The following is a 24,765-nucleotide window of genomic DNA, read 5'->3' as shown; positions in this document are numbered from 1 at the left end:
CCAGCACTTGCATAAAGTTGCGGGTTTTGAGCATCAGCAGAAACACTTGCTCCACGCTGTCGGCGCGACCAACTGCATGTGTGCTGGCGCACCGACCGGGCGTGGCATTGCGCACAGTCTGAATCGAGGGCTGGGGCTCGCTGCCGAGCCGGACTTTTCTCTCCTGGCGAGGTCAATATGGGAGAGGTTGCCGGCAACAGGCACCACACGAGGAAATTGGTTATGACCACGATGAAGAGATTCGCCCCCATGCTCGGGTTGGCTGGTGTTCTTGCGCTCAGTGCCTGCACGTCCACCAACCCGCCCGCCACGACCACCTACCCGCAGGGCGGGTATCAGGATAGCGCGGCACCAGGCGGCATCTATTCCGGCTACGGCAGAGTGGAGTCGATTGACAGCACCCCACAGGACTACCAGGGCGTCGCTGGCACCGGCTTCGGCCTGGGCTCCGTGGCTGGGGCGGTGCTCGGCGGCGTGGCGGGCAACCAGGTAGGTGGTGGCAGCGGCAACACGGCGGCGACCATCGCCGGGGCAGCCGGCGGTGCCTATATAGGTCACCAAATTGAGAAACGCAAACAGGCCGAGAACGCCTACAGAGTCACCGTGCGCATGGAAAACGGCTCCTATCAAACCCTGACCCAGACAAGCATCGGCGACCTCAGGGTCGGCGACCGCGTGCGCATCGAGAATGGTGCCCTGCAGCGCTACTAGCCAGCTCTGCAGCGATGTTGGCAAGGGGGTTAGTACGCCGACTTGACTCCGCAGACGCCTAGACCGGCGATACCCAGTGGCTGCACGGCAACCCTCGCCGTGCAGCATGCTGGGTTCTTCAAACTCAATCTCATCGGATTTCGGCCCGCGGGTTTCGCGCTGTCCTAAGCTGTAGCAGGAGACACTAGGGCAATGGCCTGTGAGGATTGAGCATGCATCGCTTGCTAGAAGAACTTCACCACTATCACCAGACTATTTCCGCCACCATCGACCAGATGAAAAACCTGCTCGGCAAACTGAAAGGTGACGCGTGCGACGCGGCCGATCGCCAGCAACTCTTTGCCCTGCTGGAATCTCTGCATGGTGACGCCGAGACCCGCCACCACCAGAACGAAGAACTTATTCGTCGCCTGCTATTAACCACCCGCGCCCCTGTGCATCCGCGCGTACTGGATATAGAGCGCGACCATCAGGGCTTTGCGCGCATTGCCAAGCAACTCAAGACGCTCGAGCACTCAAGCCTTACGCCCAGAGAAATAGCCACCGTCATCGAGGATTACACTCACAAGTACTACGACCATCTGGACAGCGAGGAAAATATCTTCTTCCCGCTGGCGGATAAGTGGCTAAGCGACAGCCAATGGCAGGAAATCAAGCAACAGTGGCAGACACCTAAGTCATAGAGCGGCCCGGGCGGCGTTCCGCTCAAAACGTAGGGCGGCTTCGGAGCGAAGCGACAACCCGCCAGCGTTGTGCCGCGCCGATCAACCAATGGTGTACTGCCTGCGGCGTGCCCCCATCGGGATCGATATTCCGGTAACGCTCTGACATGGATGAATCCTGTGACGAACAGAGCATTCGCTCGACCCTGCCCGAAGCCCGGATCAATGACACGACTGTCGAGCGCGCGAGCTGCGACACTTGCCTGAACGTGCGCTTTGCTCGACGGCATAGCCGGCAGATCGCCGGGCGCGCAGTAGCATGGTGTGAAGCGAACCTTAATGACGTCCGGTTGTGCTGGCTTCGATCGTAGCGATGTCGATCTTTCTCATGGTCATCATGGCTTCAAACGCGCGCTTGGCCGCCGCTCGATCAGGATTGGCTATCGCGGCCGTCAATGCGCGTGGCGTGATCTGCCACGATAGTCCGCATTTGTCCTTGCACCAACCGCATGCGCTTTCCTCGCCTCCGTTTTCGACAATCGCGCTCCACAAGCGGTCCGTTTCGGCTTGGTCGTCAGTGGCAACCTGGAACGAGAATGCCTCGTTATGCTTGAAGACTGGCCCTCCGTTCAGTCCGAGACAGGGGATGCCCATCACCGAGAACTCAACCGTCAGGACATCGCCCTGCTTGCCCGCAGGATAGTCGCCAGGCGCGCGATGGACCGCTCCTACCGCGCTGTCCGGGAGGTCTTGGCGTAGAACATCGCAGCGTCCAACGCGGCGCGCGTCGTACCAGAGGCAAATCGTATTTTTGCTGATCATCTTGGTTCTCCAAGATTGGGACGGATCCGTGGACTCTAGCCGCGAAGGTAGCCCGGAGCAGGCAGCAGAGCATTCTTGCTGCCTGCTCTCGACCCAATATAGCTGCCGTTGGCGAAAGGCAGAAACCGGCCAGAAGCGGTCATCCAGGGTCTACGAATGCTGGGTCGGTCGAGTCTGCACCTGCTCACTTTTTCAGCTGCTTTCGAATCGTTTTCAGCTCCTGCCGCCGCGCCGTGCTGACCGCCGGGTAACTCAACTTCAGACCTTCCAGCGCGTCGAGCACGATCTGCGACACGATCAGCCGCGCGTTGTGCTTGTCGTCGGCCGGCACGATGAACCAAGGCGAGTCCGCCGTACTGGTCGCGCCCGGGCATGGCCATAGGCTTGCATGTAGGCGTCCCAGTACTCGCGCTCGGCGATGTCGGCCGCGCTGAACTTCCAGTTCTTGTCGGGCTCATCGATGCGCGCCAGCAGGCGCTTGCGCTGCTCCTCCTTCGACAGGTGGCGGAATACCTTGACGATGCGCGTGCCGTTGGCGTGCAAATGCCTTTCCAGATCGGCGATCGAGCGGTAACGACCGTGCCACACCGATTCGTCGGGCGCAGGATCGGGAAGGCGCTCGCTGTGCAGCAGGCTTTTGTGCACGCGCACGATCAGCACCTCTTCGTAATACGAGTGGTTGAAGATGCCGATGCGCCCTCGTTCAGGCAGGTCGCGGGTGGTGCGCCAGAGGAAGTCGTGTTTAGTTCGCGCGCGCTCGGATGCTGAAAGCTGAATACCTGGCAGCCTTGCGGGTTGACGCCCGACATCACGTGACGGATGGCGCCGTCCTTGCCCGCGGTGTCCATCGCCTGAAACACCAGCAACAAGGCATGGCGGTTAGACGCGTAAAGCATGCGTTGCTGGTCGCTTAAGCGATCGACGTGGCCTTGCAGCACTTTGCGGTACTTCTTCTTCGACTTGCACAGCGGTTTGACGTTGGTAGGCCAAAGGCCGAGGTCGACCGCGTCACCTTCGCGGAGTTTGTATGCAGTGGCGTCGATTTTCATGTGGTGTCCTTTTTCGTCATCGGCGCCGCTTGGCGCATAGCCCACCTTGCGTCTGCATGCCGCCACATGGCGGCATGCAGACATGGGCTGGCGTGGCGCGTCTCGCGTTAGCGGTTTAGCTCGATCACGCGTCGTAGGCGGGGGCTGCCTTCACCGCCTCACGGCTCAGGTCAACGGTCACGGTTCTGTCCGGCCACTGCACGCCACTGATCTGCTCCGGCGCGATTAGCACCTTGTGCCCGACCCACCAGTTGCTGGTATTGATCACCAGATAGCGGATGGCCCAGCTCTCGTCATCAATCAGAAACCCATCAACATGACCCACTTCGCCATCGCTGGCGTGGATGTGGTAGCCGATGACCGCCTTGCAACTGCGCAGATGCGGATCGTCGTCACGATGACTCGCCTGGTCGGCCATTGCGCTTTGTTCATTGCTCTGTTCCAGCGCTACGTTGCCACCGGGGAGCTCGGCGGAGCCGGGGTATAAACCCATCGGCAGCATGCCGTTGCCCCACATCCCGGTGCCGCCCCAGTAATTGGGGTAGCCGTAGTAGCCCATGTACTGCACTTCATGCTGCCGGGACACGGGCTTGTCGGTGTCGATGATGGGGCTGTGCTTGACTTGCTCCTGGGTGATCGCGACGTGAAGCTTGTTCGCCGCCCAGTCGAGGCGGTTGATGGAAATGGGCGAGATCAGCACTTTGCGTTCTGCCAACCAACTCCCCGTGTCGACGATGAGGTAGCGGGTCGCCCAGGCGTGATCGTCGAAGTAGATATCCTTAACCTGGCCAATGTCGCCGTCGGCGGCGCTGATAACGCACGTCTCGATGTCTTTCTGGCTGTGCAACATGGGGAGTCTTCCTTTCGGGATGGCGACCACTGCGCATCGACAGGATGCGTTGGTGAATCGTGGGTGGCAGGGACGTCAGCGGGGGCGAGGTGACAGCCGCCGGCGGTGATGTACGCGATGAGTTGGCTATGTAAACAATGTGCTGGCCGGCAGGGGCTGACGTCTGTTCGTTGGCGCACACACTGCGGTTGCGGCAAGGCAAAACCCGCATGGAAGTTCGAGCTCTGTTCAGCAACCGGCTGAACAAATCCGAGCATCCCCGCACGCTCTCTGTGCGCCAGCGAACAGACTCGAGCAGGGAGCGCGGGCAGGCTTTTGTTATAGACAACTAAAGATGCCCCTGCGCATGCCGACCGCGCGGATACTATTTGCTGGCATTACTTAGTAAGGGATATCTGCTTGTTTGACTTGGTGACCCGCGCTCGTTATTCAAGGAGACACACCATGATGAGGTTACTAAGCCATCTTCCTGATCATGTAGTGGGAGTCAGTGCTTCGGGTCAAGTTGATGCGAAGGACTATGAGTCGGTCCTCATGCCGGCGATCGAAGCGGTACTGCAAAGACACCAGCAGGTAAGAGTGCTTCATCAACTGACGGCGGCATTCACGGGCTTCACTGCCGCAGCCATGTGGGATGACGCTAAACTCGGGCTAGCTAACGGGAACGCATGGGAACGCATCGCGGTGGTCACGGACGTTGACTGGGTCGCGCATGCAATACGCATGTTCGCGTTCATGATGCCGGGTCGGCTCAAGATTTTTTCGAATGAGCAGCGACCCGATGCCGAGAAGTGGGTTGCGGCCTAGAACCAATTCGACGCCGCCGGCGCCATTGACCCCAACGTCAACGCGAGATCCTGCCTTGCGGTGTGTCGGTCGGGCAGTGACAGCGGTGATGTCAGCCGCGCCTTGTTCGTGGTCCCCGCCCCGCCCAACAAGGAGCAACGACAAATGGTGCTGACATTTATCACCGCATCGATTCTCATTCTTCTCGGCATCGTCCTCGGTGCCGGGGGCGTCTGGCTTGCCGCGCTGGGCGGCAGCTGGGCGTATGGCGTCGCGGGCATCGCCTTGGTGGCGTGCGGAGTCTTGCTGGCTCGCCGTCGTCGGTTTATGGCTGCTGAGCCCATGGATCGATCGGACGCTGGGTGCAGTGCCGGTCTCCCCGCCATCTTCCTGGCGCGGCCCGCGCGGCTGGTTGGCAGCAACCATGCTCAGTATGGTCGCCATCGCGGCGATTTCGATTACACGCGACCCCTTCGATGTTGCGGGCAGCCTGCCCGATTCACCTCCTTTGGCGGCTGCGGCGCAAGACCGCGCCGATTCTGTCGATGCCTCTAGCGCCGCGGGCGACGACTGGCCGGCCTATGGTGGAACTGGGTATGGCCAGCGCTACTCGTCGCTGGCGGACATCACACCTGCCACGGTAAGCCGATTGGGACTCGCGTGGACCTTTCACACTGGCGAGACGCCACGCCCGAGTGATCCGGTTGAACGCACTTTCGAGGTCACGCCGTTGAAGGTTGGCGATCTGCTGTACTTGTGCAGCGTGCGGCAACACGCCATTGCTCTGGACGCCGCCACCGGGCAGGTGCGCTGGCGCTTCGATCCGCACATTGACGTGGGCCACAGCAGCCAGCATCTGACCTGCCGCGGCCTGGCCTATTTCGATAGCACCGGCGGGGCATCGCAAGCGCCTGCCAGCGCGCCCGCCGCAGTTCAGCCGTCAACCTGTACCCGTCGCATCTTCCTGCCCACCATTGACGCTCGGCTGTTTGCGCTGGACGCGCAGTCCGGAGAACCCTGCCTCGATTTTGGTGACAACGGTGTGGTCGACCTGAGCGCAGGCATGCCGAACTTGCGCGCGGGTACCTACATGCAGACCTCGCCACCCGTGGTGGCGGGCGGCGTGGTGATCGTCGGTGGCGCAATCAACGACAACGCGTCGGTGCTCAATCCGTCCGGCGTGATCCGGGCGTTCGACGTATGGAGCGGGCAGTTGGTGTGGAACTTCGATCCAGGCCGCCCGGACGCTACCGCGCCGCTGCTGCCGGGCCAGACCTATACCGCTGGTGCACCGAACAACTGGGCGCCGTCCAGCGTCGATGCGCAGCTCGGGCTGGTTTACATCGGGCTGGGCAACCGCTCGCCCGACCAGCTGGGCGCGGGCCGCAGCCCGGAGGTCGAACGTTTCTCCAGTGCCCTCATCGCGCTCGACGTGGCGAGTGGAAAACAGCGCTGGCTGTTCCAGACAGTGCACCACGACCTCTGGGATCGTGACGTGCCGTCGCAGCCGTCATTGATTGACTTGACGATTGACGGCAAGCGGGTGCCCGCACTGGTCCTGCCCACCAAACAGGGCGACCTGTATGTGCTGGACCGCCGCAGCGGCAAGCCGATTCTACCGGTGCGCGAGTTGCCGGCCCCGGCCAGTTCGGTGCCCGGCGAGTTCGCCGCGCCGACACAACCCCATTCTTCGCTGAGCTTCATGCCAGCGGCCCTGACTGGCAAGGACATGTGGGGTGCAACGCCACTGGATCAACTCATCTGCCGCATTGAGCTGCAGCGCATGGGTTATGACGGGCCCTACACGCCACCCGCGACGCGGCGCACGCTGGTATATCCGGGCAACCTGGGGGTCTTCAACTGGGGCGGCGTAGCGGTCGATCCGCTGCGCCAGATCATGGTCGGTACACCGGCCTTCCTGGCCTTCACGTTCGAGTTGGTTGCCCGTCCCGATGCCACGGCGAATATCGTCAGCGCCGGCTCCAGCGAGCACTGGAACGAGAACCACGGTGCGGCCTACGCCGTCAAGATCGGCCCCTTCCTCTCGCCACTCGGGCTGCCATGCCAAGCGCCGCCCTGGGGTGCGATCGCCGGGGTCGATATACGTACTGGCCAGCGCGCGTGGATGCACCGCCACGGCACCGTGCGCGATCAGATGCCGAGCATGCTTGCGATTCCTTTGCCGATGGGCGTGGCCAGCCTTGGCGGGCCCTTGATCACCGCCGGCGGTGTGGTGTTCTACAGCGGAACCTTGGACAACTACCTGCGCGCCTACGACGTGACGACGGGCCGCAAGCTCTGGCAAAGTCGGCTGCCCGCAGGCGGCCAGGCGACCCCCATGACCTACCGCATCCATGGCAAGCAGATGATCGTCGTCGCAGCGGGCGGCCATGGCTCGTTTGGCACCACGACGGGCGATACGGTCTTGGCTTACGAGTTGAAGTGAGGCTTCATGAAAGCACCGCTACGTCGGCAATAATCAATCGCTCCGTCGCTGCTGTGTGCGTTGCCGTGCCGACACCCAGCGCACGTCCCGTCTAGGCTACGGGTTGATCGGCGACTCGCGGCGCAGCCGACCGCTCTCGCAGTAGAGCAAAAAAGAAAACCGACATAAAAGCATCCATCACGCTTGCGCTGCTGGCGCCGGTCGGCGTCTGGGCGCAGCTCTCGAACTGCCCGATTTCACGGCGACCGCGCTGATTGATTAAAGCCGGCGGTACGCTTTACCCAGTCACGGATCTGGCTGGCCACCCCTTACTGTGCGGCCGCTGTCTTAGTTGCCTTCGTCGTCAGCAGGATGCTGATGCCGATCGCAGCGGCCAGCAATGAGCCGATCAGGATGGCCAGCTGCGTTTCGCGCTCGAAATGGCTGTCATGAAACGCCAGGCTGCTGATGAACAGCGCCATGGTGAAGCCGATACCGGCCAGGAAGGCGGTGCCAATCAGCTGCCGCCAGGTCGAGCCTTCGGGCAGTTCGGCCAGCCCGGTCTTGACTGCCAGCCAGCTGGCCAGGCTGATGCCGAGCGATTTGCCGAGCACCAGTCCGATGATGCCCAGTGGCACAGCGGTGGGTAGCGTGCGCAACACCGTGGCGTCGATTGCGACCCCCGCATTAAACAAACCAAAAATCGGCAGGATGGCGTAGGTGACCCACGCCTGTACCCCGTGCTCGAAACGCTGCAGCGGTGCGGTGGCCGCATTGAGGCTGCCGTCGAGCGCGCCGATGATGGCGACACGATCGGGATGCAGCGCGTCGGAGTCGTTATCGAGGGCCTGGGCTTCGATGTCGTCGGCGCCACGGTGGATTACCTCCGGCAATGCGCTCGGCAGGGTTTTCACCCGCGCCGACCCAAACAACGCCGTCAGCACGCCGGCCAGCGTCGCGTGCAGACCTGACATGAAAAAACCGGCCCACAAACCCAGCCCGAGCAGCAGATAGATTGAGCCGCGGCGGGCCCCGAAGCGGTTAGCCACCCACAGCGCGAGCAGCACGGCAACGATCACGATGATGCCGCGCCAATCAATCGACGCGGTGTAGAAAATCGCAATGACCAACAGTGCGCCGAGGTCGTCGACGATGGCTAGTGCGACTAGAAAAACCTTCAGGGCTTCGGGAATACGCGAACCCAGCACGGCCAGCGCACCGAGGGCAAAGGCGATGTCGGTGGCCATCCGAATGCCCCAACCCTTGGCACCTGCGCCATCGAAATTGAACCCGGCATAGATCAGTGCCGGCAGCAGCATACCGCCCACGGCGGCCACGATTGGCAACATGGCCTTGCGTCGTTCGGCCAACTCACCGACGAGGAACTCGCGTTTGATTTCAAGTCCGACGCCGAAGAAAAAGATCGCCATCAGCCCGTCGTTGACCCAATGCAGCAGGTCCAGGCGCTACACCTGATTGCCGAGGGCAATGCTCAGCGGAACGTGCAGCAACTGTTCGTAGGCCGATGCCCACGGCGAGTTGGCCCAGGCCAGTGCCAGGATGGCGCAGCCCAGCAGGACCAAGCCTCCAGAAGCTTGCCGTTGTGCGAACAGCTGAAACGGCCGCACCACAAGGTCGCCCGCGTGCTCAACGGCCGTCCGTTCGCGCAGTTCCTCGTCGCGCACCAAGCTGTCCGGGTCGCAAGGGCAGATGCAAGCTGCCTGTCAACCGACTGTGCGGGGTTGCTAGCGGCAAATTAACCTGTGTGCTGTTCATCCGTTCAGCCTATCGCGATCGGCGTGCACTGCACGGTGCGTTAGCGAACAGTCGAGTGTGTGCTCTCGTACAGACCATTCCGCGCAAACTGGGCAGGCTGTATTTGATGTGCGTCCGCCAATACTGGTGTGCGCCCGTCGAGTTCGGTTGCCCCCACCACCAGGTCGCAGATACCCGCGAAGGAGTCGATATGAAGAGCACTGAAATTCTACTCAGTACCGAGCGCCTGTGACGCTGTCCGGCCGGCCCGCCGCATGGTGGGGGCTGACCAAGCAGGTCGCGACCTCTTGGCTCGACGACTACGTGCCAAGCATGGGCGCCGCGCTGGCCTACTACACGATATTCTCGCTGGCACCGCTGCTGCTGGTGGTGATTTCGATGGCTGGGCTGCTGTTCGGTGAAGACGCCGCTCGCGGTGAGATCCAGGCGCAGTTGCAGAACCTGATGGGTGAACGCAGCGCGGGCGCGGTGCAGAGCCTGCTGGTCAGCGTGCGCGAGCCCGCCGAGGGACTGACGGCCACCGCTGTGGGTGTGGTGCTGCTGTTCGTTGGCGCGACCAGCGTGTTTGCCAAACTGCAGAACGCGCTCGACCGGATTTGGCGGGTGCCGGAGGGGCTGCGCAAGAATGGTTGGTTCTCGTTCGTGCGCGCCCGACTGATGGCGTTCGGTATGGTCCTCGCGCTGGGCTTCCTGCTCATCGTGTCGCTGGTAACCAGTGCGCTGCTGGCTGCCGTGGGCCGGCAACTGGAGCCGGTGCTTGGCGGCTGGCAGACAGTGGTGGAGGCTGGCAATGCGCTCGGCGGCGTCCTGCTGGTGGCGCTCATGTTCGGCCTGATCTACAAGATCATGCCGCGCCAGCGTGTCCTAGCGCCCGATGTGTGGCTCGGCGCATTGCTGGCGGCTTTGCTCTTCACCGGGGGCAAGGTGGTGATCGGCGCTTACATCGGCCGCAGCGACATCGCGTCGGGCTTTGGCGCGGCTGGCTCGTTAGTGGTGGTACTGCTCTGGGTGTACTTTTCAGCGCAGATCCTGCTGGTGGGCGCAGAGTTCACCTGCGTCTACGCCCGGACCGGCTCCCGAAAAGCCATCGACTGATCGCGGCCAACGCCGTTTATGCTGACGCGTCCTGCTCGGTCCGGTCAGCAGCACCAGCGGTTACCGTGGCATGAACCGCCTCACATGGCCAGCTGCCTGCGAATCGCTTGTAACTCACGCCGGCACGCCGCGCGGACCACAACTAAACTTGAGACCTTCCAGCGCGCCGAGCACGATCGTGCGACACGATCAGCCGTGCGTCATGTTTGTCGTCGGCTGGTACGAGGAACCTGGCCGGCTCGGCCGTGCTGGTCGCGCCCAGTGCATGGCCATAGGCTTGCACGTAAGTGTCCCGCAGTGTGCTCGGCGCTGCCGGCGACGCAGAACTTGCAGTTTTGTCGGACTCGTCGATGCGCGCCAGCAGGCGCTTACGCGGCGCCTCCTTCGACAGGTGCAGGAACACCTCGCCGCCTTCGCAGACCTTGCATGCATTGGCGTCGATGTTCATGCGGGTGCCCGGCCCACAGTGAGCGGTTGGCTGCGAGGCGCGTCGTGCGTTAGCTGCGAAAGTCGCGCAGCGCCAGTGTCGCCGCAGTGAAGCTCGCCTCGACGGCGAGCACATCGCCCGCTTCCGGCACAGCTTCTCGTGCCCCGTTGACGATCATGCCGGCGTGGCGCTGGAGGCAGGCCGCGTCCTGCGTGCATTGCACGTGGCCGGCGATCTGGGTGATGGCATCGAGCATGCGGATCGCCACAGCCGGGTTCGACCGAGCGCTTTGCCTGATCTGGTTGAACGCGGTGTCCACGATGCCTGCAAACGTGGATCCCAGCGCCACCAGCCGCAGCCGGCCGTGACTGTCGAAGCGAAGGTGTGATGGCATGTCGCGTCGGGCCAGGCGGCACAGGGCCGATCCCAGCCGATCCACGCAGGCGACCGCCGTGAACGGGTCGTTGATGCCCGGTGACAGCGCCCGCACGGCGATCTCGACCAACTGCTGGAAGGAGAACTCGACATCCTGGGCTGCAGTGCGCTGGTTGCCCAACACGAAGGCGGCGTTCAATTTTCCCGCCAGGGTTTCAGTGACACGATCCCCAGGCCAGACCATCACCATCGCCCGGCCCTTGGTGAGGTAGTGCCCAGGCCGGCGCTCCAGCCGCAGCAGCAGATCTTCCTGGCTGGCCAACGCCATCAGGGCGTCAGCATCGATCAGCTGGAGATAGCCGTCTTCAAGGGCACCCACAGGACATGCCTCGCGCGCGAACGCCGCTGGCAGGCTGGCTTCGCTTGAGGCTCTTGAGGCTGCGGACCCAGGCTTGCCAAGGTCGCCGGGAAACAACCTGTCGATCCCCTCATCGAGCTCCCTGCCGACCCGTGCCACGACCTGATCCGCCTGGATCGAGACCGAGATGTGGTGGATGAAGTAGATCAGCACCCCAACGCTGACAATGGCCAGCAACACGCCAATGCTGACGGAGAGATGAGGCACGAATGCCCCCTCGTCGGCGCGGCGGATGGTGCGCAGCACGAGCAGGCAGTACACAAACGTGGCCACGAAGGTGCCCAGCACCACCTGGTTGGCGGTGTCGCGCATGAAGTTGCGCAGCAGGCGCGGGCCCAGCTGGGATGAGGCGAGCGACAGCGCCACCAGCGTCATCGAAAACACGGTCCCGGCAATGGCGATCATCGACCCGGCTACGGTGCCCAGCAGCAGGCTGGCACCCTCGGCACCACCCGAATAGCTCCAACCCAGGAACTGCAGCCAGTCGTCAGTAACGGCCTTGTCGAGCTCGACGGCGCAGAAGGCCAGTGCCACGGCCAGGCACGCCATGGCCGCTGGCACGAACCAGAAACTCGATCGCAGTCGATACCAGTACTTCAGCAGCAGTGTTTTCATGCAGCCTCACTTCACTCGTCAGCCTCAAACGAAGCGCCCAAGCTGGCGCTGAACGGGCCGTCACTACAGTGTAAGTTCTCGAATCGAAGCGCGCTGCTCGTCCTCCGTCATCGGTTCCAAGCTTTGCTTTCAGGGGGGCACGGCATCTCATGCACGGACCGCGCGCAGCATCGCCGCGAACTCGTGGAGCGTCTCGCTACCGCTTGCCTCGGCTGTCTTCAGCCAAGCCTGCAAGTCGGCTACACGTTGTGCGCCGGACGCGTCCGAGGGCGTCCACAGCGGTCGCAGTTGTTCGCGCATCGTGACCAGCTGGTTAAGTGTCTGGCTTTGTTGAATCGCGCTCGACGCCTGCCGCTGCTGGCTGGTCGGGGTATGGCGCGCGTCTCGGTGCAGCCAGCGGCGCGCGCTGCGCAGGTCCGCAAGCTTGAGCGAGTGCCCTTGCGCGCGTAAGCGCAACCATTCGACAAGGGCCGCGCGGTGCATACGCCTTGCATAATTGGCCATGAGCTCGTAGCGGTTCGCAATGATTGCGTTCAGCATGGCCGTATCCACCACCGGCCGTGCGGAACCGAGCCGCAACTGCGGGCGGACCCGGCGCACAGTGGCCAGCCCGAGCATTTTGAGGCCGCGGATGTAGGCCCAGCCGAGGTCGAACTCATAGCGTCGTACCGACAGCTTCGCCGAAGTCGGATAGGTGTGATGGTTGTTGTGCAACTCCTCGCCGCCGATCAGGATGCCCCAAGGCACGATATTGCGGCTTGCGTCGGCGAGCTCGAAGTTGCGATACCCCCGCCAGTGGCCGATGCCGTTGACGATGCCAGCTGCGGTGATCGGGATCCAGAGCATCTGCACCGCCCAGACGGTTGCGCCGATCGCGCCAAATGCAAGCAGATTGATCACTAGCATCAAACCGACGCCGGATAAACTGTGCGGCGTATAGAGTTTTCGCTCGATCCAGTCGTTGGGTGTGCCTGCTCCGTACTGGTCAAGCATCTGGCGGTCCTTCGCGGCGGCCGCATACAGCTCGCTGCCGCGCAGCAGCACGGCTGCGATGCCACGGGTCTGAGGGCTGTGCGGGTCCTCGGGCGTCTCGCAGGCGGCGTGGTGCTTTCTATGCACCGCAACCCATTCGCGCGTCACGATGCCGGTGGTGAGCCAGAGCCAGCACCTGAAAAAATGTGAAGCCAGCGGTCGCAGTTCGACCGAGCGATGCGCCTGGCTGCGGTGCAGAAAGATCGTGACCGCAGCGATCGTGATGTGCGTTGTCACAAGCGTATAAGCGACGATCTGCCAACCGCTAAAACCGCTAAGGCCATGCGCAAGCCAGTCGAAAAACACGTCTTGCAGTGTGGTCAGCAGTTCGCTCATGTGCATTGGGAAGTCTCCATGAATAGCGTGTGGTCTGCAGGCGCCGCACTACTGGGTCGAGCGGACCGCCATTTCCACCTCGCTAAGCGTGGCCTCGTTCGGCGCGCCCTCGACGCGCGCGATGACCTTGCCCTGCGCGTCCAGCACGAACACGAAAGCCTTGGCACTGTCGCGCGGGATGTTCAAAGCGTTTTCGAGGCTCGACTCGTTCAAGATCCAGGTCTGGTCCTGGTAGCGCCGCGGAATTTTTTCCTTGGCCCGGCCGATCGCGTCTTCCTCGCTCATGAAGAACGGCAGGTCGATCGCCAGCACGTCGCGGATACGCACCGCGCTCTGGTCAACGTTCTTACGCAAGGCTTCGGCCCACAGGCGGGTGTGCTTGGCGGCGTCCGTGCTCGGTGTGACGATCAGGATCGTCGGCTGGCCGATCAACTGGGCGGCGCTGACTTTTTCTCCCGTCAGCGCGGTTGCCGTAAAATCGGGGATCGGGCTGTTCGAGAGCTGTGCCCAAGCGTTAACAGGCAACAGCAGCGCAAGCGTGAGCGTGATAGCTGTTTTCATGGCAGTTTTCCTGAGAGGTCGGACTGCACTGCGCAGCCTCTAATCAGATTTCAGCCTACGCAGGACCTGCTTGGGTTGTCGGTACGGCAACACACACAGTGGCTGCGCAACGATTGCTCACTGAGGCCCGCCCTGGACGATGTCAACTCAGCAAGGCATCACTGTGAAAACCGTAGTAGCTGGATTACGAGGTGATCCTTGAAAAGCCAATCGTTATTGAGCAAAGACCTACAGCAAGCTGCCACGGGTGACTGCCGTACCATAAGACAACGAGTATTCTTGGATCGTCAGGCGTTCGACGGCGAACCCTGAGTATTCGTTGTCGAGCGCAAGCGCACCTGTAGACTCGAAACTAAAGCGGCAAACGTCATGCGTTTGGGTCGATTTATTCGTAGCCTACAGGTGCATGTCCCACCCTCGCTGGCAGCTACCTGCCAACCGTTACCAGTATCGGTGAGGGTGGGACGGACTATCTATATTGGGTCGGTAGCAGCCGGTCGAGAATGGCCGATTGCCGTCTCTCGCCAATGCCCGCTCCTGATCCCCTGCCGGAAAAAAAGGGGGCGAAAAAAGGCGCGGATCTATTTATAGGCCAAACCGGCCGCTCCTGGCCGAACGCAGACTATCGTGACCGGTCGCTCCTGGCCGCCCCATGTCATCCAAGCAAAAACATGGCCACTGCCACTAACCCCCTCTTGCCTGAACTTGCGCTTTTTTCGGCGGCGTAGCTGGCAGATCGCCGCAACGGCGGTAGCATGGCGCGGAAGAGGAAATATCCATGTCACAGCTCGAGCAAAGCCAGGTCTTTCAGGTCATGGCCAGTTCACCCAATTCCAGACTGTTGCACAGCGCCGAGCTGGGCGATGGCTTGGCCGCGGCGCTGTGGAGCAACTGCCACGATACCCGCGACTACCAGGCGCCGAGCCACCACACCCTGTCCTGCTACCTGGCGGGCGGCACCGGCACCTTTCGCCGCGAACGCCCCGAGAGCAAGGGCGCACCGGACAAGTTGTGCATCCTGCCGGCCGGGCATCAATCGGCCTGGGTGATCAACGGCGAGATCAACCTGGCCCACCTGTATGTCAGCCAGGAGCAATTTGCCCTCGGCGCCGTGCGCCTGCTCGACCGCGAGCCGCGCGAACTGCAACTGCGCGAAGCCACCTTCCTCGACGACCCGCAGCAGGCCCAGCGTTTTCGCCAGCTGAGCCGACTGAACTGGCTGGAGCCTGGCGAGCGCCTGCTGACCAGCAGCCTGGCCCACGCCCTGCTCAGCCATGCCTTGCTGTCTCAGGTTGGCCGGCGCGATGGCCTGCGTCTGACCGGCGGACTGGCGCCGGCGCAACGGCGGCGGCTGCGCGAATACATCGAGGAGCATCTGGCCGAGCCGCTGAGCCTGGGTCAGCTGGCCGGGCTCTGTGCGTTGTCCGAGTACCACTTCGCCCGGATGTTTCACCTGAGTTTCGGCCTGCCGCCACACCGTTATCTGCTGGCGCGCCGCCTCGAACGCGCCCGCCAGTTGCTGCACAGCAGCCGCCTGCCGCTGGGCGAGATCGCCCTGGCCTGCGGTTTTGCCAGCGCCAGCCACTTCAGCAACCGCTTTCGCCAAGCCTTTGCCGCGACGCCAGGCCAGTACCGCATGGCGTTCGGCGGCTAACCGGCTGCCGTTTGCCGGGAGCCGGCGTACTGCTGCGCGAGTACGCCCGACCCGCCGCCTGACAGGCTGCGGGGCCGCTTGCCTGGCCGGCGCGGGCTAGATTGTGCAAGCGCCTGCTAATCCACCGCCAGCTGTGCCAGAATCATCGGCTTTGCACCCACCCGGCACTGCCATGTCCAGACTCGCCCCCACTGCCGCTGATTTGCCATGATGGCCCTGGATGTTCTGCATCTGCGCCAGGCCGACTGGCGCCCGGCATTCCGCGCCGGCGACTTCAGTCGTGGCCTCGGCTATGCCGAGCAAGGCCGCAGCACCCTGCTCAGTCTCAAGGGCGAGACCCTGCTGGCCAGTTGTCGCGGCTCGGGCGCGCAGACCTACCAGCAGCGCATCAACCTGCAGTCCTTCCCCCAGGGCTGGAGCGTCAACGGCCAGTGCAGCTGCCCGGTGGGGTTCAACTGCAAGCACGTGGTCGCCGCCCTGCTGACCCTGGAGCGCCAGCAGCTGGCTGGTATCGATCTCAGCCCGCTGATAGAGCCCCCTGCTGATGTCGTCGAACAGCGCCTGGAGGGCATCGCGCCGCAACCCGTACTGATGCTCGGCAGCCACGTGCGGGTGCATTTCGATGCGCGCAAGGGCCGCATGCTTGAGCAGGCCCAGCACCGCGCCGCCCTGGCCTTCGATTACCAGGGCCAGCTGGCCTACGGCAAACCGACGAACGACCTGCTGGTGCGGCAGAGCCCGAGCCGGAGCCTGCGCATCATCCGCGACGCCGCTGCCGAGGCGGCGCTGCGCCAGTGCCTGGAAGCCGCCGGCCTGCAGGTCGCCCTGCGCCAGAGCGAGGCCCTCGCCGAACATCCCGGCGAACACTTCGAGCTGCCCGGCGAGACGGCCTGGCTAGGTTTCGTCCAGCAGCAAATGCCACAACTGCGCGCGCAGGGTTGGCGAATCGAACTGCAACCGGACTTCCGTTACAACCTGGCACAGGTCGACGATTGGTACGCGGCAATCGAAGATACGCCCGAACACGACTGGTTCGACCTGGAGCTGGGTATCGAAGTCGAAGGCCAGCGCATCAGCCTGCTGCCGATCCTGCTGCAGGCGATTCGGCACAAACCCTGGCTGCTTAATGGCGACGCCCTGGCCCAGCGCCAGGATGAGGAAATGCTGCTGGTCAGCCTGCCGCAGAGCAACAAGCACATCGCCCTGCCCTTCGCCCGCCTCAAACCGTTGTTGGCCACCCTGGGCGAGTTGTTTTTCCGCGAGCCGGGCGAGTCCAGCCAGCGCTTACGCCTGCCACGCGCCGACGCCGCTCGCCTGAACGAACTGGAGCAAGGCCCGGCGCTGAACTGGCAGGGTGGCGAGCAGCTCCGCGGCTTTGCCCAGCGCCTGCAAGCGCACAGCGTGCAGGAGGTCAAACCGCCGGCGGACTTGCAGGCCACCCTGCGCCCCTATCAACTGCATGGCCTGGCCTGGATGCAGGCGCTGGGCGAACTGGAAATCGGCGGGGTGCTGGCCGACGACATGGGCCTGGGCAAGACCCTGCAGACCCTGGCGCATATCCTCAGTGAGAAACAAGCCAGGCGCCTGGACCGGCCGGCGCTGATCGTCATGCCCACCAGCCTGATCCCCAACTGGCAGGACGAAGCCGCGCACTTCACCCCGCAACTCAAGGTACTGGCCCTGTACGGGGCAAAACGCCGCCCGCTGTTCCAGTTGATCGGCGATCACGACATCGTCCTGACCACCTACGCCCTGTTGCCGCGCGACCTCAAGGCACTGGCGGCGCAGCCGTATCACCTGCTGATTCTCGACGAAGCGCAGAACATCAAGAACCCGCGCAGCAAGGCCGCGCTGGCTGCCGGGCAATTGCAGGCACGCCAACGCCTGTGTCTGACCGGAACCCCGCTGGAAAATCACCTGGGCGAACTCTGGTCGCTGTTCAACTTCCTCATGCCCGGCTGGCTCGGCGACAGCAAGAGCTTCACCCGCGACTACCGCACCCCGATCGAGAAGCAGGCCAATCAGCAGCGCCTGGCGCACCTGCGCGGGCGGATCAAACCCTTCGTGCTGCGCCGCACCAAGGAACAAGTGGCCCGTGAGCTGCCGCCCAAGACCGAGGTGACCCACTGGATCGAACTGACCGCCGCCCAGCGCGACCGCTACGAAACCCTGCGCCTGGCGATGGACAAGAAGGTCCGCGATGAAGTCGCCCGCCAGGGTCTGGCCCGCAGCCAGATCGTGATCCTCGAAGCGTTGCTGCGCCTGCGTCAGGCCTGCTGCGATTTGCGCCTGCTCGGCGATGACAATGCACAGCTGAAAAGCAGCGACTCGGGCAAACTCAGCGCCTTGCTGGAGATGCTCGTAGAGCTGGTCGAGGAAGGCCGCAAGGTGCTGCTGTTCTCCCAATTCACCTCGATGCTGGCGCTGATCGAAACCGAGCTGCAGGCACGCCGGATCGGCTACACCAAGCTCACCGGCAGCACCCAGGATCGGCGCACCCCGGTGCAGCAGTTCCAGGCCGGACAGTTCCCGGTGTTCCTGATCAGCCTGAAAGCCGGCGGCGCCGGCCTCAACCTCACCGCCGCCGACACCGTGATCCACTTCGACCCGTGGTGGAACCCAGCCGCCGAGGCCCAGGCCAGTGACCGCGCCTACCGCATCGGCCAGGACAAGCCAGTGTTTGTCTACAAACTGATCGCCCGCGGCAGCGTCGAAGAAAAGATCCAGCACCTGCAACAGGCCAAGGCCAACCTGGCGCGCGGCCTGCTGGAGGGCGGCAGCCAGGAGCAGTGGCAGATGAGCGAAGATGACCTGGCTGGGCTGTTTGCACCCTTGAGCGACTGAGAGCCACCACTAAAACAGAACCTTCGCGGACGGCTGCAGCGTGGCCGCTGATGACCTGCAGCAGCTTGACGCGAGATCACGCTCGCGGCGCAGCCCGCACTCACGCAGTTGTGCTATATGCCCTTCAACGCACCATCAACAGGCGCCCGCCATGAGAAAACCCCTGAGCCGCTGCGCCATCGCTGTCATTCGGCTACTGCTAGGTTTGCTGATTGCACTGGCCGGTGGCTGGGGCGTGCTGCTGATCATCTTTGCCGGGCCGCCAGACGCGCTGCTGCGCTACAGCCTGGCTGGCGCAGTTGCCGTCGTGTCGCTGGCCGCCTTGATTGCCTTGGGTCGGCGCCGCTGGCGCTGGCGCACCCTGGCAGTCTATCTCGTTCAGTTCGCCGGCCTGCTGGTCTGCTGGTACCGCCTCGAACCCTCCAACCAGCGCGACTGGCAGGCGGACGTAGCGGTGCTGCCTTATGCGACCATCGAGGGCGACCTGGTTACCGTGCACAACATCCGCAACTTCGACTACCGCAGCGAGACCAACTTCACGCCGGCCTGGTACGACAAACGTTTCGACCTGGCCAAGCTGCAAGGGGTGGATCTGGTCACGTCCTACTGGATGGGTCCGGCCATCGCCCATGTGTTTCTCAGCTTCGACTTTGGCGACGGCGATCACCTGGCCATGTCGATCGAGACGCGCAAGGAAAAGGGCGAGAGCTTCTCCACCCTCAAGGGTTTCTTTCGTCAGTATGAGCTGTACTACGTGGTGGCCGACGAGCGCGACGTGATCCGGCTGCGCACCAACTATCGGCGCAACCCGCCCGAACAGGTCTACCTCTACAAGCTGCATGCCCCCATCGAGCAAGGCCGCCAGTTGTTCCTGGAGTACATGCAGCGCATCAACGCGCTGCATCAGCAACCCGAGTTCTACAACAGCCTGACCACCAACTGCACCACCGGCATGTGGCTGAATTCCCGCGTCAACCCGCAGCACCTAGGGTTCGACTGGAGAATAATCGCCAGCGGCTATGTACCGCAGCTGCTCTACCGGCACGGCTTGCTGGATAGCGCCGGCTTGTCGTTCGCCGAGGTCAAGCGGCGGGCCCATATCAATACCCGCGCCCAGGCCGCGGACGGCGCCGCGGATTTCTCCAGGCGCATCCGCACGGACGACTCGACGCAGCCCGTCGGCATGACCGAGCAGGCGCAGCACTAGCGGCCGAGTAAGCCGGCGCATTGCCCGCCTACTGCTCACCCCCTACCAAGCTTCCCCCTGAGGGGCTTGAGCAGAGGCGCTGCGCGTCGAATCACCCTGTCTAGCGGCTGCTCGCCGCTCAATCGTCGCTCTGGACATCATCTTTTTCCGCCGCTTCATCGGCAGGATTGGTTCTTTTGCGCGGACCCAAACTCTGCACCGAGGGGAACCGTGCGGAGGCGTAGCGCACCACCAGAATCGCCAGAGCCAGCAACAGGATCGCCCCGGAAACCATCACCACGCCTATGTCCGGGCGATGATGGTGCGACACATCGGAAATCAGCAGCCGGGTCAACGCGGTGATCGCCACATAGATCAAAAAGCGGATCGGCATGTGGTTGGTCTTGACCAACAGGCGTTAACACTTCTCTCTCTGATCATTAGTCAATGCCAAAGCCCAGATAAGCCGGCTCTTCAAGGGTTACCGACAGTAGTGTTAGAAATGGTGGTTTGATCATCACCAAGCACCTCGTACACGATCACCAATCGAATATCGAGTAAGTGCCGTTATCGCTATGTAAAGTAAAAACGAATAGGAAAGTGATTAGTCTTGACGAAATCGCCGATAGTTTTATTAAAAAATTAATAGATTTTGCTCCCTGAATTCAACGCATAAGTGCAACGCTTACCCCTGCTTGTACTTCGTATGGTGTCTTCCAGGCCAAGCGTTTGCGTGGTCGTAAATTGATCTTCATTACCGCCTGATTAACGGCCTCCACAGTCAGCTTGCTAAAGTCGCTGCCCTTGGGAAAATACTGCCGCAACAGGCCATTCGCATTTTCATTGCTGCCGCGCTGCCAAGACGAATACGGGTCAGCAAAATAGACCGCGCATTGGCTCTTGCGGGCGATGCATTCATGACCGGCAAACTCCCGGCCATTGTCCAGCGTCAACGTGTTTGCCACATGACCCTTAAGCAGCAGGTTGATCGCTCGCGTCACCTGTCTCCGTGTTCTGCGCTTGACCGGATACGCGCTCAGGTAGCCGCTTTTACGATCAACCAACGTCACGATATTGCCGCCGAGTCCGTGCACCGTATCACCCTCCCAATCGCCTAGCCGTTCACGTGTTTCGACCTCAGCAGGCCGCTCACTGATCGACACGCGATTTCGTAGTTGTCCGCGCCGGTCGTGGCTTCCGTAGCGCTTTCGGTAGCATTTCCGACGGTGGCGAAGGTGCGTATACAAATCACCGCCACGGCGCTTGTCGATGGCGATGAATTGGTAAATCCACTCATGACTCGCAGTGTCATCAGGCCGCTCTTGCTTTAAACGATGAGCAATTTGTTCTGGGCTCATCCCGTGCTGAAGCCAGATCGGCAGGTAGTGACGGAACCAGGCAACGGGCTTGCAGTACTTGTGTGCTTGGGCACGGCGCGCATCACTTTTCTGGGTCGCTGAAACAGCTGCGTAGCGGTTTTCTGAGCTGTTGCGGCGGATCTCTCGGCTGATGGTCGCGGGATGCACGCCAAGCTGTTTAGCAAGGCTGACCTGGTTTTTGCCGGCGATTAAACCGGCCTCAATCTGGTAACGTTGGCCCTGAGTCAGCTGCCGGTAAGGCGTAGTCATCTGCGCTTGAATCCTTCGGTGTGAGAGCCTGGATTCTACCGGTGGCTGGCTCTCTGCCTGTCGTCTCAAACGTTGCACTTATTCTATGAATTCAGGCTCATATTAATTCCCCAAAAAACCAGTGAGCAAATGGAGGCAGATGATGTAGCAGGACTTGCCCCCCCGACAAGCGCCTCCCTTAATTGACAGCCTTGCCGAATCGTCTCCCTCACGACACATCGCGACGTCTTGGAGCAGATCCTCGTCACCTAGGCGTCAGCCGTTGAGGTGATAGGCTTACGAACTCATCGCAGTGACCCACCTCACAGAGGGAAGGGCTGGAATTAGCAAATAAATTCAGGGGTAACGTGATTGTCAATACGACTACTCACCAAACTTTGGTGGTTTCAGAAAAGCGCCCAAGCCTAGTGGAGCGAAAAATTTCACGTACCACTTACTCCTCCAGACCTTAATATCCTCATTATATTTGATAGCGTGTTTTCTAGTGAGCGCGCTTCTTTCCACTAAAGAAAGCTCCTGAGAGCTCTCTTGCTCTTTTCGCTTGTACTCAAGGATATCAAGCCTACGATTCCACGCAGGATATGGAGGACTGGCATATGACCACATACCTAAACGAGATACTTTTGCATCAATTTCAGCCCGAATAAAAGCTTCTTAGTATTGATCTTCATAGTCCAAGAAATTCATAGCATGCCCATACTTAACCATGAGCAAACTTATACTAATCTTATCAACCCAAATCATCACTCGATAAGCGTACTTTCTGCATTAACTCTGAAAGTGACCGCTTTTCCAAAGACTAAGCTTTACAAATAAAGCTTTGCAGAACTACCATGCTCTTGCTGAAGCTCTGGCGCATCGACGCCATATAGTCTCACCCTTAGATTTCGCCAGTACCATTATCTTGCAAAACTAGCGAATTGCCGTCCAGCACCTCGATAACGACCCCACGTCTTTCATCTCTGATCTTAAGAAGATGTTGATCGGGTTTAGGTTCCGCTGACCATTTTTACGTTTAAGAAAAAGCACCAAAACGCCGACAGGTCAGCGATAAAAATCCAGCTACCGGAATTGGGAGAAAGGAGAGTACTCGAGCTGGAATCCCAGTTCGATACTTATATACTAGTCAGTACGAAACCTTTCAGAAAAATGCAAGTCGATCAAACTATTCGTGTCATCCCATGACAAGGGCGAAGCAGAAAATGAGATACGGTCAGCCCCCGCCGGAATATCGTGATCCGTAAATATTTGATTATGCTTATAATGCATTCTTAGCATCCTGACTGCCTCGGGATCTGAATCGATCCTGCCGCGCCTTTGGGCGAGCCTCAATTTATCCCTAGCATGAAGACCAGCACCCTGAATCACCCATTCAATTTCCCCCGCCTCGTCTCGAACAAGCAAATCCTCAACAAACCCTAAAAAATCCTCTTCCCAATAAACAAACTCAAATTCTGTACGACTAGCATTCCAGTGTTTCAAGAGGATAAGAGATTTCGCAGTTTTTATACCTCTCTCATCCATCTGCTCCTTGATTCTAGAGTACATATATCTCAAAAGTATCTTCCCTTGAGCAGCGGCATTGTCACCACCCGCTGCACGTAAAACCCGGACCTCGTCCACGTCACAAAATCGCTGCTCTTGCAAATCCACCCTGACAGCATTAGGGCTTTTGAATAAAGTTTTAACAGAGTATCCAATATCACCATCAATAATATCGAAAAGTTCTTTCCGCTTCGACCTAGGACCAACCGCTTTTTTTACGATCCTTATTAATGTTTCTGCGTCCTTACCATCCAAATCAGTCGAGTATGGCAGGCAAAAAAAGGTTCTAAGTAGGCGTGACAGCTCTACTAATTGATCTTTCGATAGATAGCTCAACTTACACTCCAGAACTTGTATGCTTGGTCAAATCGTCCAATTCCACTAGCAGTTCACCGGGAGGAATGCCCAACCCTTCTGCAAGTCGATAAATATTCTCAAGGCTAATATTCCTTTCCCCTCTCTCGACTTGACCGACATAGCTACGGTCAAGTCCACATCGGAGCGCCAAGCCTTCTTGGGTGATGGATAGCTGATGGCGTAGGTCCCGGAGTCGATCACCAAAGGTCTGTTTTACCTTGGCCCCCCACGTATCTTCAGTTGTCATTTGCACACCTCTAATGAGATGCGTATAGTCCGATCGTGAAGACTATGAATCCACGGACTATCAGTACCTTTTGAAATGAAAAAAAAATATCGCGTTGTTGACCTTTTTTGTGGGTGCGGTGGAATCAGCAGAGGGCTTGAGCGCACTGGGCGCTATTCCATTGAAGCTGGGGTTGAGATAGAGGCCCACCCAATACGCACATTTGTGGCCAACCATCTGAATTCGGAAGGCTCCCCACCACTTTCGTACCTAGGCGATATAAGAGAAATAGCGGGACCAGACGCAATAAAGGACATCAGTGACTGGCTCCGACCTGCAGGTTTGGATACACCCGGAGAGCTGGACTTACTGGTTGGAGGCCCACCATGCCAAGGCTTCAGTAGAAATGGAGTGCGGCAGTACGAAGAGTGCGGGGTAAAACGCTTCTATGACGATCCTAGAAATCACTTATACCGCGCATTTCTGAGCACAATTGAAACCTTAAGACCTAAGGTCGTACTAATTGAAAACGTTAGAGAATTCCTTAGTTTTGGCGGTGGGCGATTTGCCGAGGACTTATTAAAAAGACTAGATGAACTGGGCTACACTGCCGACTATAGAAAGGTTTGCGCTGCTGATTATGGAGTACCTCAAATCCGTAATAGAGTAATTTTTATCGGTGTCCATCGTAGCTTTATGGACATTCCAGTATCAAAGCTACCGTTCCCCCCCCTTACACATGTTAAACCTAGCACTAGCCAACTAGACCTTATCGCAAATATACCTTACAACACTGTGAGCGACGCCATCGGCGACCTGCCTGCACCATCTTATGTACAAGGGACACGATTACATTACGAAAGAAAAGATGAGAATAATTTTGCAAAGTTGATGCGTTCAAAATCAGGTGAGGTTCGAAATCACATAGCAAGAATTCTTAGTGAAAAAAGCTTACAGCGTATCAATGCAGTAGGCACGGGCAGAATGAAACATGTAGATGAAAGCCTACAAACTAAGAGCTTCTATGGCAGTGCCTATAGGAGGCTCGACTGGAATGAGCCGGCATTGACCATAACCACCTGGGTTTATCATGTTGGATCGGGCAGATTTGCACATCCGGTCGAAGATAGAGCTATTACCATGCGCGAGGCAGCGAGATTACAGAGCTTCGATGACGACTTTATATTTCCTGATCTGATTAACCCTGTATCTCAGATGATAGGTAACGCTGTTCCACCCCTTATGGCTCAGGCGTTTGGGCGTGCTATAGCTGACCTATTGGATAAAAACAGTCTCGAGCACCGTGCATAATTATTGAAAATGGCTATGAAGGAAGGCCCACCTTCATAGTCACTAAAAAATATTAGCCAATACAACTGATAAGT

General features: G+C 60.1%; 17 protein-coding genes and 4 pseudogenes. 9 read left to right on the top strand and 12 right to left on the bottom strand.

What is annotated here, in order from left to right; all coding sequences use genetic code 11:
* The first annotated feature begins 222 nt into the window (after positions 1–222).
* Positions 223–711: a glycine zipper 2TM domain-containing protein gene (locus tag B2D37_RS00785; protein WP_079200933.1), complete on the top strand. Its 489-nt coding sequence runs from the start codon at positions 223–225 to the stop codon at positions 709–711.
* A 212-nt stretch (positions 712–923) separates the two neighbouring features.
* Positions 924–1,394 (top strand): hemerythrin domain-containing protein, encoded by a 471-nt coding sequence (locus tag B2D37_RS00780; RefSeq protein ID WP_079200932.1) that lies wholly within the window; start codon positions 924–926, stop codon positions 1,392–1,394.
* Positions 1,395–1,709: 315 nt separating this feature from the next.
* Here B2D37_RS00780 and B2D37_RS00775 read toward each other — a convergent pair whose 3' ends face one another.
* From B2D37_RS00775 to B2D37_RS00765, 3 genes and pseudogenes are all read right to left on the bottom strand, one after another.
* On the bottom strand, positions 1,710–2,195 hold the full coding sequence (locus B2D37_RS00775) for a VOC family protein (protein ID WP_079200931.1): 486 nt from the start codon (positions 2,193–2,195) through the stop codon (positions 1,710–1,712).
* Between the two features lie 429 nt (positions 2,196–2,624).
* Positions 2,625–3,244: pseudogene (locus B2D37_RS00770) on the bottom strand (PPK2 family polyphosphate kinase); the annotation flags it as partial.
* Between the two features lie 124 nt (positions 3,245–3,368).
* On the bottom strand, positions 3,369–4,094 hold the full coding sequence (locus B2D37_RS00765; protein WP_079200930.1) for a PRC-barrel domain-containing protein: 726 nt from the start codon (positions 4,092–4,094) through the stop codon (positions 3,369–3,371).
* Between the two features lie 444 nt (positions 4,095–4,538).
* Here B2D37_RS00765 and B2D37_RS00760 point away from each other — a divergent pair, with 444 nt between their 5' ends.
* Together B2D37_RS00760 and B2D37_RS00755 are read left to right on the top strand one after the other, a co-directional pair.
* Positions 4,539–4,901, top strand: a complete 363-nt coding sequence (locus tag B2D37_RS00760; protein WP_079200929.1) for an STAS/SEC14 domain-containing protein — start codon at positions 4,539–4,541, stop codon at positions 4,899–4,901.
* Between the two features lie 144 nt (positions 4,902–5,045).
* Positions 5,046–7,326 (top strand): annotated as a pseudogene (locus B2D37_RS00755) (membrane-bound PQQ-dependent dehydrogenase, glucose/quinate/shikimate family).
* Between the two features lie 308 nt (positions 7,327–7,634).
* On the opposite strand, the pseudogene nhaA reads toward B2D37_RS00755, so the two are convergent.
* Positions 7,635–8,933: pseudogene (gene nhaA, locus B2D37_RS00750) on the bottom strand (Na+/H+ antiporter NhaA).
* Between the two features lie 376 nt (positions 8,934–9,309).
* Here nhaA and B2D37_RS00745 point away from each other — a divergent pair.
* Positions 9,310–10,176, top strand: a complete 867-nt coding sequence (locus tag B2D37_RS00745; RefSeq protein ID WP_218190357.1) for a YihY/virulence factor BrkB family protein — start codon at positions 9,310–9,312, stop codon at positions 10,174–10,176.
* Positions 10,177–10,318: 142 nt separating this feature from the next.
* On the opposite strand, the gene B2D37_RS00740 is transcribed toward B2D37_RS00745, so the two are convergent.
* The 4 genes from B2D37_RS00740 to B2D37_RS00725 all read right to left on the bottom strand — a co-directional run bounded on the left by B2D37_RS00740 (position 10,319) and on the right by B2D37_RS00725 (position 13,940).
* Entirely contained in the window at positions 10,319–10,624 is a 306-nt protein-coding gene (locus B2D37_RS00740; protein ID WP_079200928.1) for a hypothetical protein, read from the bottom strand.
* 49 nt (positions 10,625–10,673) lie between these two features.
* Positions 10,674–12,011 carry a DUF2254 domain-containing protein gene (locus B2D37_RS00735; protein ID WP_079200927.1) on the bottom strand — a complete coding sequence of 446 codons (1,338 nt, stop codon included), beginning with the start codon at positions 12,009–12,011 and terminating at the stop codon, positions 10,674–10,676.
* 147 nt (positions 12,012–12,158) lie between these two features.
* Positions 12,159–13,379: a fatty acid desaturase gene (locus tag B2D37_RS00730; RefSeq protein ID WP_154067015.1), complete on the bottom strand. Its 1,221-nt coding sequence runs from the start codon at positions 13,377–13,379 to the stop codon at positions 12,159–12,161.
* Between the two features lie 48 nt (positions 13,380–13,427).
* Positions 13,428–13,940, bottom strand: a complete 513-nt coding sequence (locus tag B2D37_RS00725) for a peroxiredoxin (RefSeq protein WP_079200925.1) — start codon at positions 13,938–13,940, stop codon at positions 13,428–13,430.
* Positions 13,941–14,718: 778 nt separating this feature from the next.
* Here B2D37_RS00725 and B2D37_RS00720 point away from each other — a divergent pair.
* The 3 genes from B2D37_RS00720 (at position 14,719) to B2D37_RS00710 (ending at position 19,645) form a co-directional block, all read left to right on the top strand.
* Positions 14,719–15,594 (top strand): helix-turn-helix domain-containing protein, encoded by an 876-nt coding sequence (locus B2D37_RS00720; protein WP_079200924.1) that lies wholly within the window; start codon positions 14,719–14,721, stop codon positions 15,592–15,594.
* A gap of 210 nt (positions 15,595–15,804) precedes the next feature.
* The gene (locus B2D37_RS00715) at positions 15,805–18,438 is read left to right on the top strand and encodes a DEAD/DEAH box helicase (RefSeq protein WP_079204857.1); all 2,634 of its coding nucleotides are present in this window, start codon (positions 15,805–15,807) and stop codon (positions 18,436–18,438) included.
* A 151-nt stretch (positions 18,439–18,589) separates the two neighbouring features.
* Positions 18,590–19,645 carry a DUF4105 domain-containing protein gene (locus B2D37_RS00710; protein WP_079200923.1) on the top strand — a complete coding sequence of 352 codons (1,056 nt, stop codon included), beginning with the start codon at positions 18,590–18,592 and terminating at the stop codon, positions 19,643–19,645.
* Between the two features lie 118 nt (positions 19,646–19,763).
* Here B2D37_RS00710 and B2D37_RS00705 read toward each other — a convergent pair.
* From B2D37_RS00705 to B2D37_RS00690, 4 genes and pseudogenes are all read right to left on the bottom strand, one after another.
* Positions 19,764–20,030 (bottom strand): annotated as a pseudogene (locus tag B2D37_RS00705) (phosphate-starvation-inducible PsiE family protein); the annotation flags it as partial.
* Positions 20,031–20,289: 259 nt separating this feature from the next.
* The gene (locus B2D37_RS00700) at positions 20,290–21,252 is read right to left on the bottom strand and encodes an IS30 family transposase (protein WP_079200922.1); all 963 of its coding nucleotides are present in this window, start codon (positions 21,250–21,252) and stop codon (positions 20,290–20,292) included.
* A gap of 1,122 nt (positions 21,253–22,374) precedes the next feature.
* The gene (locus tag B2D37_RS00695; RefSeq protein WP_079200921.1) at positions 22,375–23,133 is read right to left on the bottom strand and encodes a hypothetical protein; all 759 of its coding nucleotides are present in this window, start codon (positions 23,131–23,133) and stop codon (positions 22,375–22,377) included.
* A 1-nt stretch (position 23,134) separates the two neighbouring features.
* On the bottom strand, positions 23,135–23,401 hold the full coding sequence (locus B2D37_RS00690) for a helix-turn-helix domain-containing protein (protein ID WP_079200920.1): 267 nt from the start codon (positions 23,399–23,401) through the stop codon (positions 23,135–23,137).
* Positions 23,402–23,476: 75 nt separating this feature from the next.
* On the opposite strand from B2D37_RS00690, the gene B2D37_RS00685 reads away from it, so the two are divergent.
* Entirely contained in the window at positions 23,477–24,691 is a 1,215-nt protein-coding gene (locus B2D37_RS00685; protein WP_079200919.1) for a DNA cytosine methyltransferase, read from the top strand.
* Positions 24,692–24,765: the final 74 nt, after the last annotated feature.

Source organism: Pseudomonas sp. CC6-YY-74, assembly GCF_002025205.1.
GTDB lineage: Bacteria > Pseudomonadota > Gammaproteobacteria > Pseudomonadales > Pseudomonadaceae > Aquipseudomonas > Aquipseudomonas paeninsulae.
Note: the sequence above shows the minus strand (reverse complement) of the source record. Positions and strands in the feature narration are given on the sequence as shown.

Coding starts and splice junctions, on each gene's coding strand:
- B2D37_RS00785 (WP_079200933.1), top strand. CDS start 223: ATGACCACGATGAAGAGATTCGCCCCCATGCTCGGGTTGGCTGGTGTT.
- B2D37_RS00780 (WP_079200932.1), top strand. CDS start 924: ATGCATCGCTTGCTAGAAGAACTTCACCACTATCACCAGACTATTTCC.
- B2D37_RS00775 (WP_079200931.1), bottom strand. CDS start 2,195: ATGATCAGCAAAAATACGATTTGCCTCTGGTACGACGCGCGCCGCGTT.
- B2D37_RS00765 (WP_079200930.1), bottom strand. CDS start 4,094: ATGTTGCACAGCCAGAAAGACATCGAGACGTGCGTTATCAGCGCCGCC.
- B2D37_RS00760 (WP_079200929.1), top strand. CDS start 4,539: ATGATGAGGTTACTAAGCCATCTTCCTGATCATGTAGTGGGAGTCAGT.
- B2D37_RS00740 (WP_079200928.1), bottom strand. CDS start 10,624: ATGAACATCGACGCCAATGCATGCAAGGTCTGCGAAGGCGGCGAGGTG.
- B2D37_RS00735 (WP_079200927.1), bottom strand. CDS start 12,011: ATGAAAACACTGCTGCTGAAGTACTGGTATCGACTGCGATCGAGTTTC.
- B2D37_RS00730 (WP_154067015.1), bottom strand. CDS start 13,379: ATGAGCGAACTGCTGACCACACTGCAAGACGTGTTTTTCGACTGGCTT.
- B2D37_RS00725 (WP_079200925.1), bottom strand. CDS start 13,940: ATGAAAACAGCTATCACGCTCACGCTTGCGCTGCTGTTGCCTGTTAAC.
- B2D37_RS00720 (WP_079200924.1), top strand. CDS start 14,719: ATGTCACAGCTCGAGCAAAGCCAGGTCTTTCAGGTCATGGCCAGTTCA.
- B2D37_RS00715 (WP_079204857.1), top strand. CDS start 15,805: ATGGCCCTGGATGTTCTGCATCTGCGCCAGGCCGACTGGCGCCCGGCA.
- B2D37_RS00710 (WP_079200923.1), top strand. CDS start 18,590: ATGAGAAAACCCCTGAGCCGCTGCGCCATCGCTGTCATTCGGCTACTG.
- B2D37_RS00700 (WP_079200922.1), bottom strand. CDS start 21,252: ATGACTACGCCTTACCGGCAGCTGACTCAGGGCCAACGTTACCAGATT.
- B2D37_RS00690 (WP_079200920.1), bottom strand. CDS start 23,401: ATGACAACTGAAGATACGTGGGGGGCCAAGGTAAAACAGACCTTTGGT.
- B2D37_RS00685 (WP_079200919.1), top strand. CDS start 23,477: ATGAAAAAAAAATATCGCGTTGTTGACCTTTTTTGTGGGTGCGGTGGA.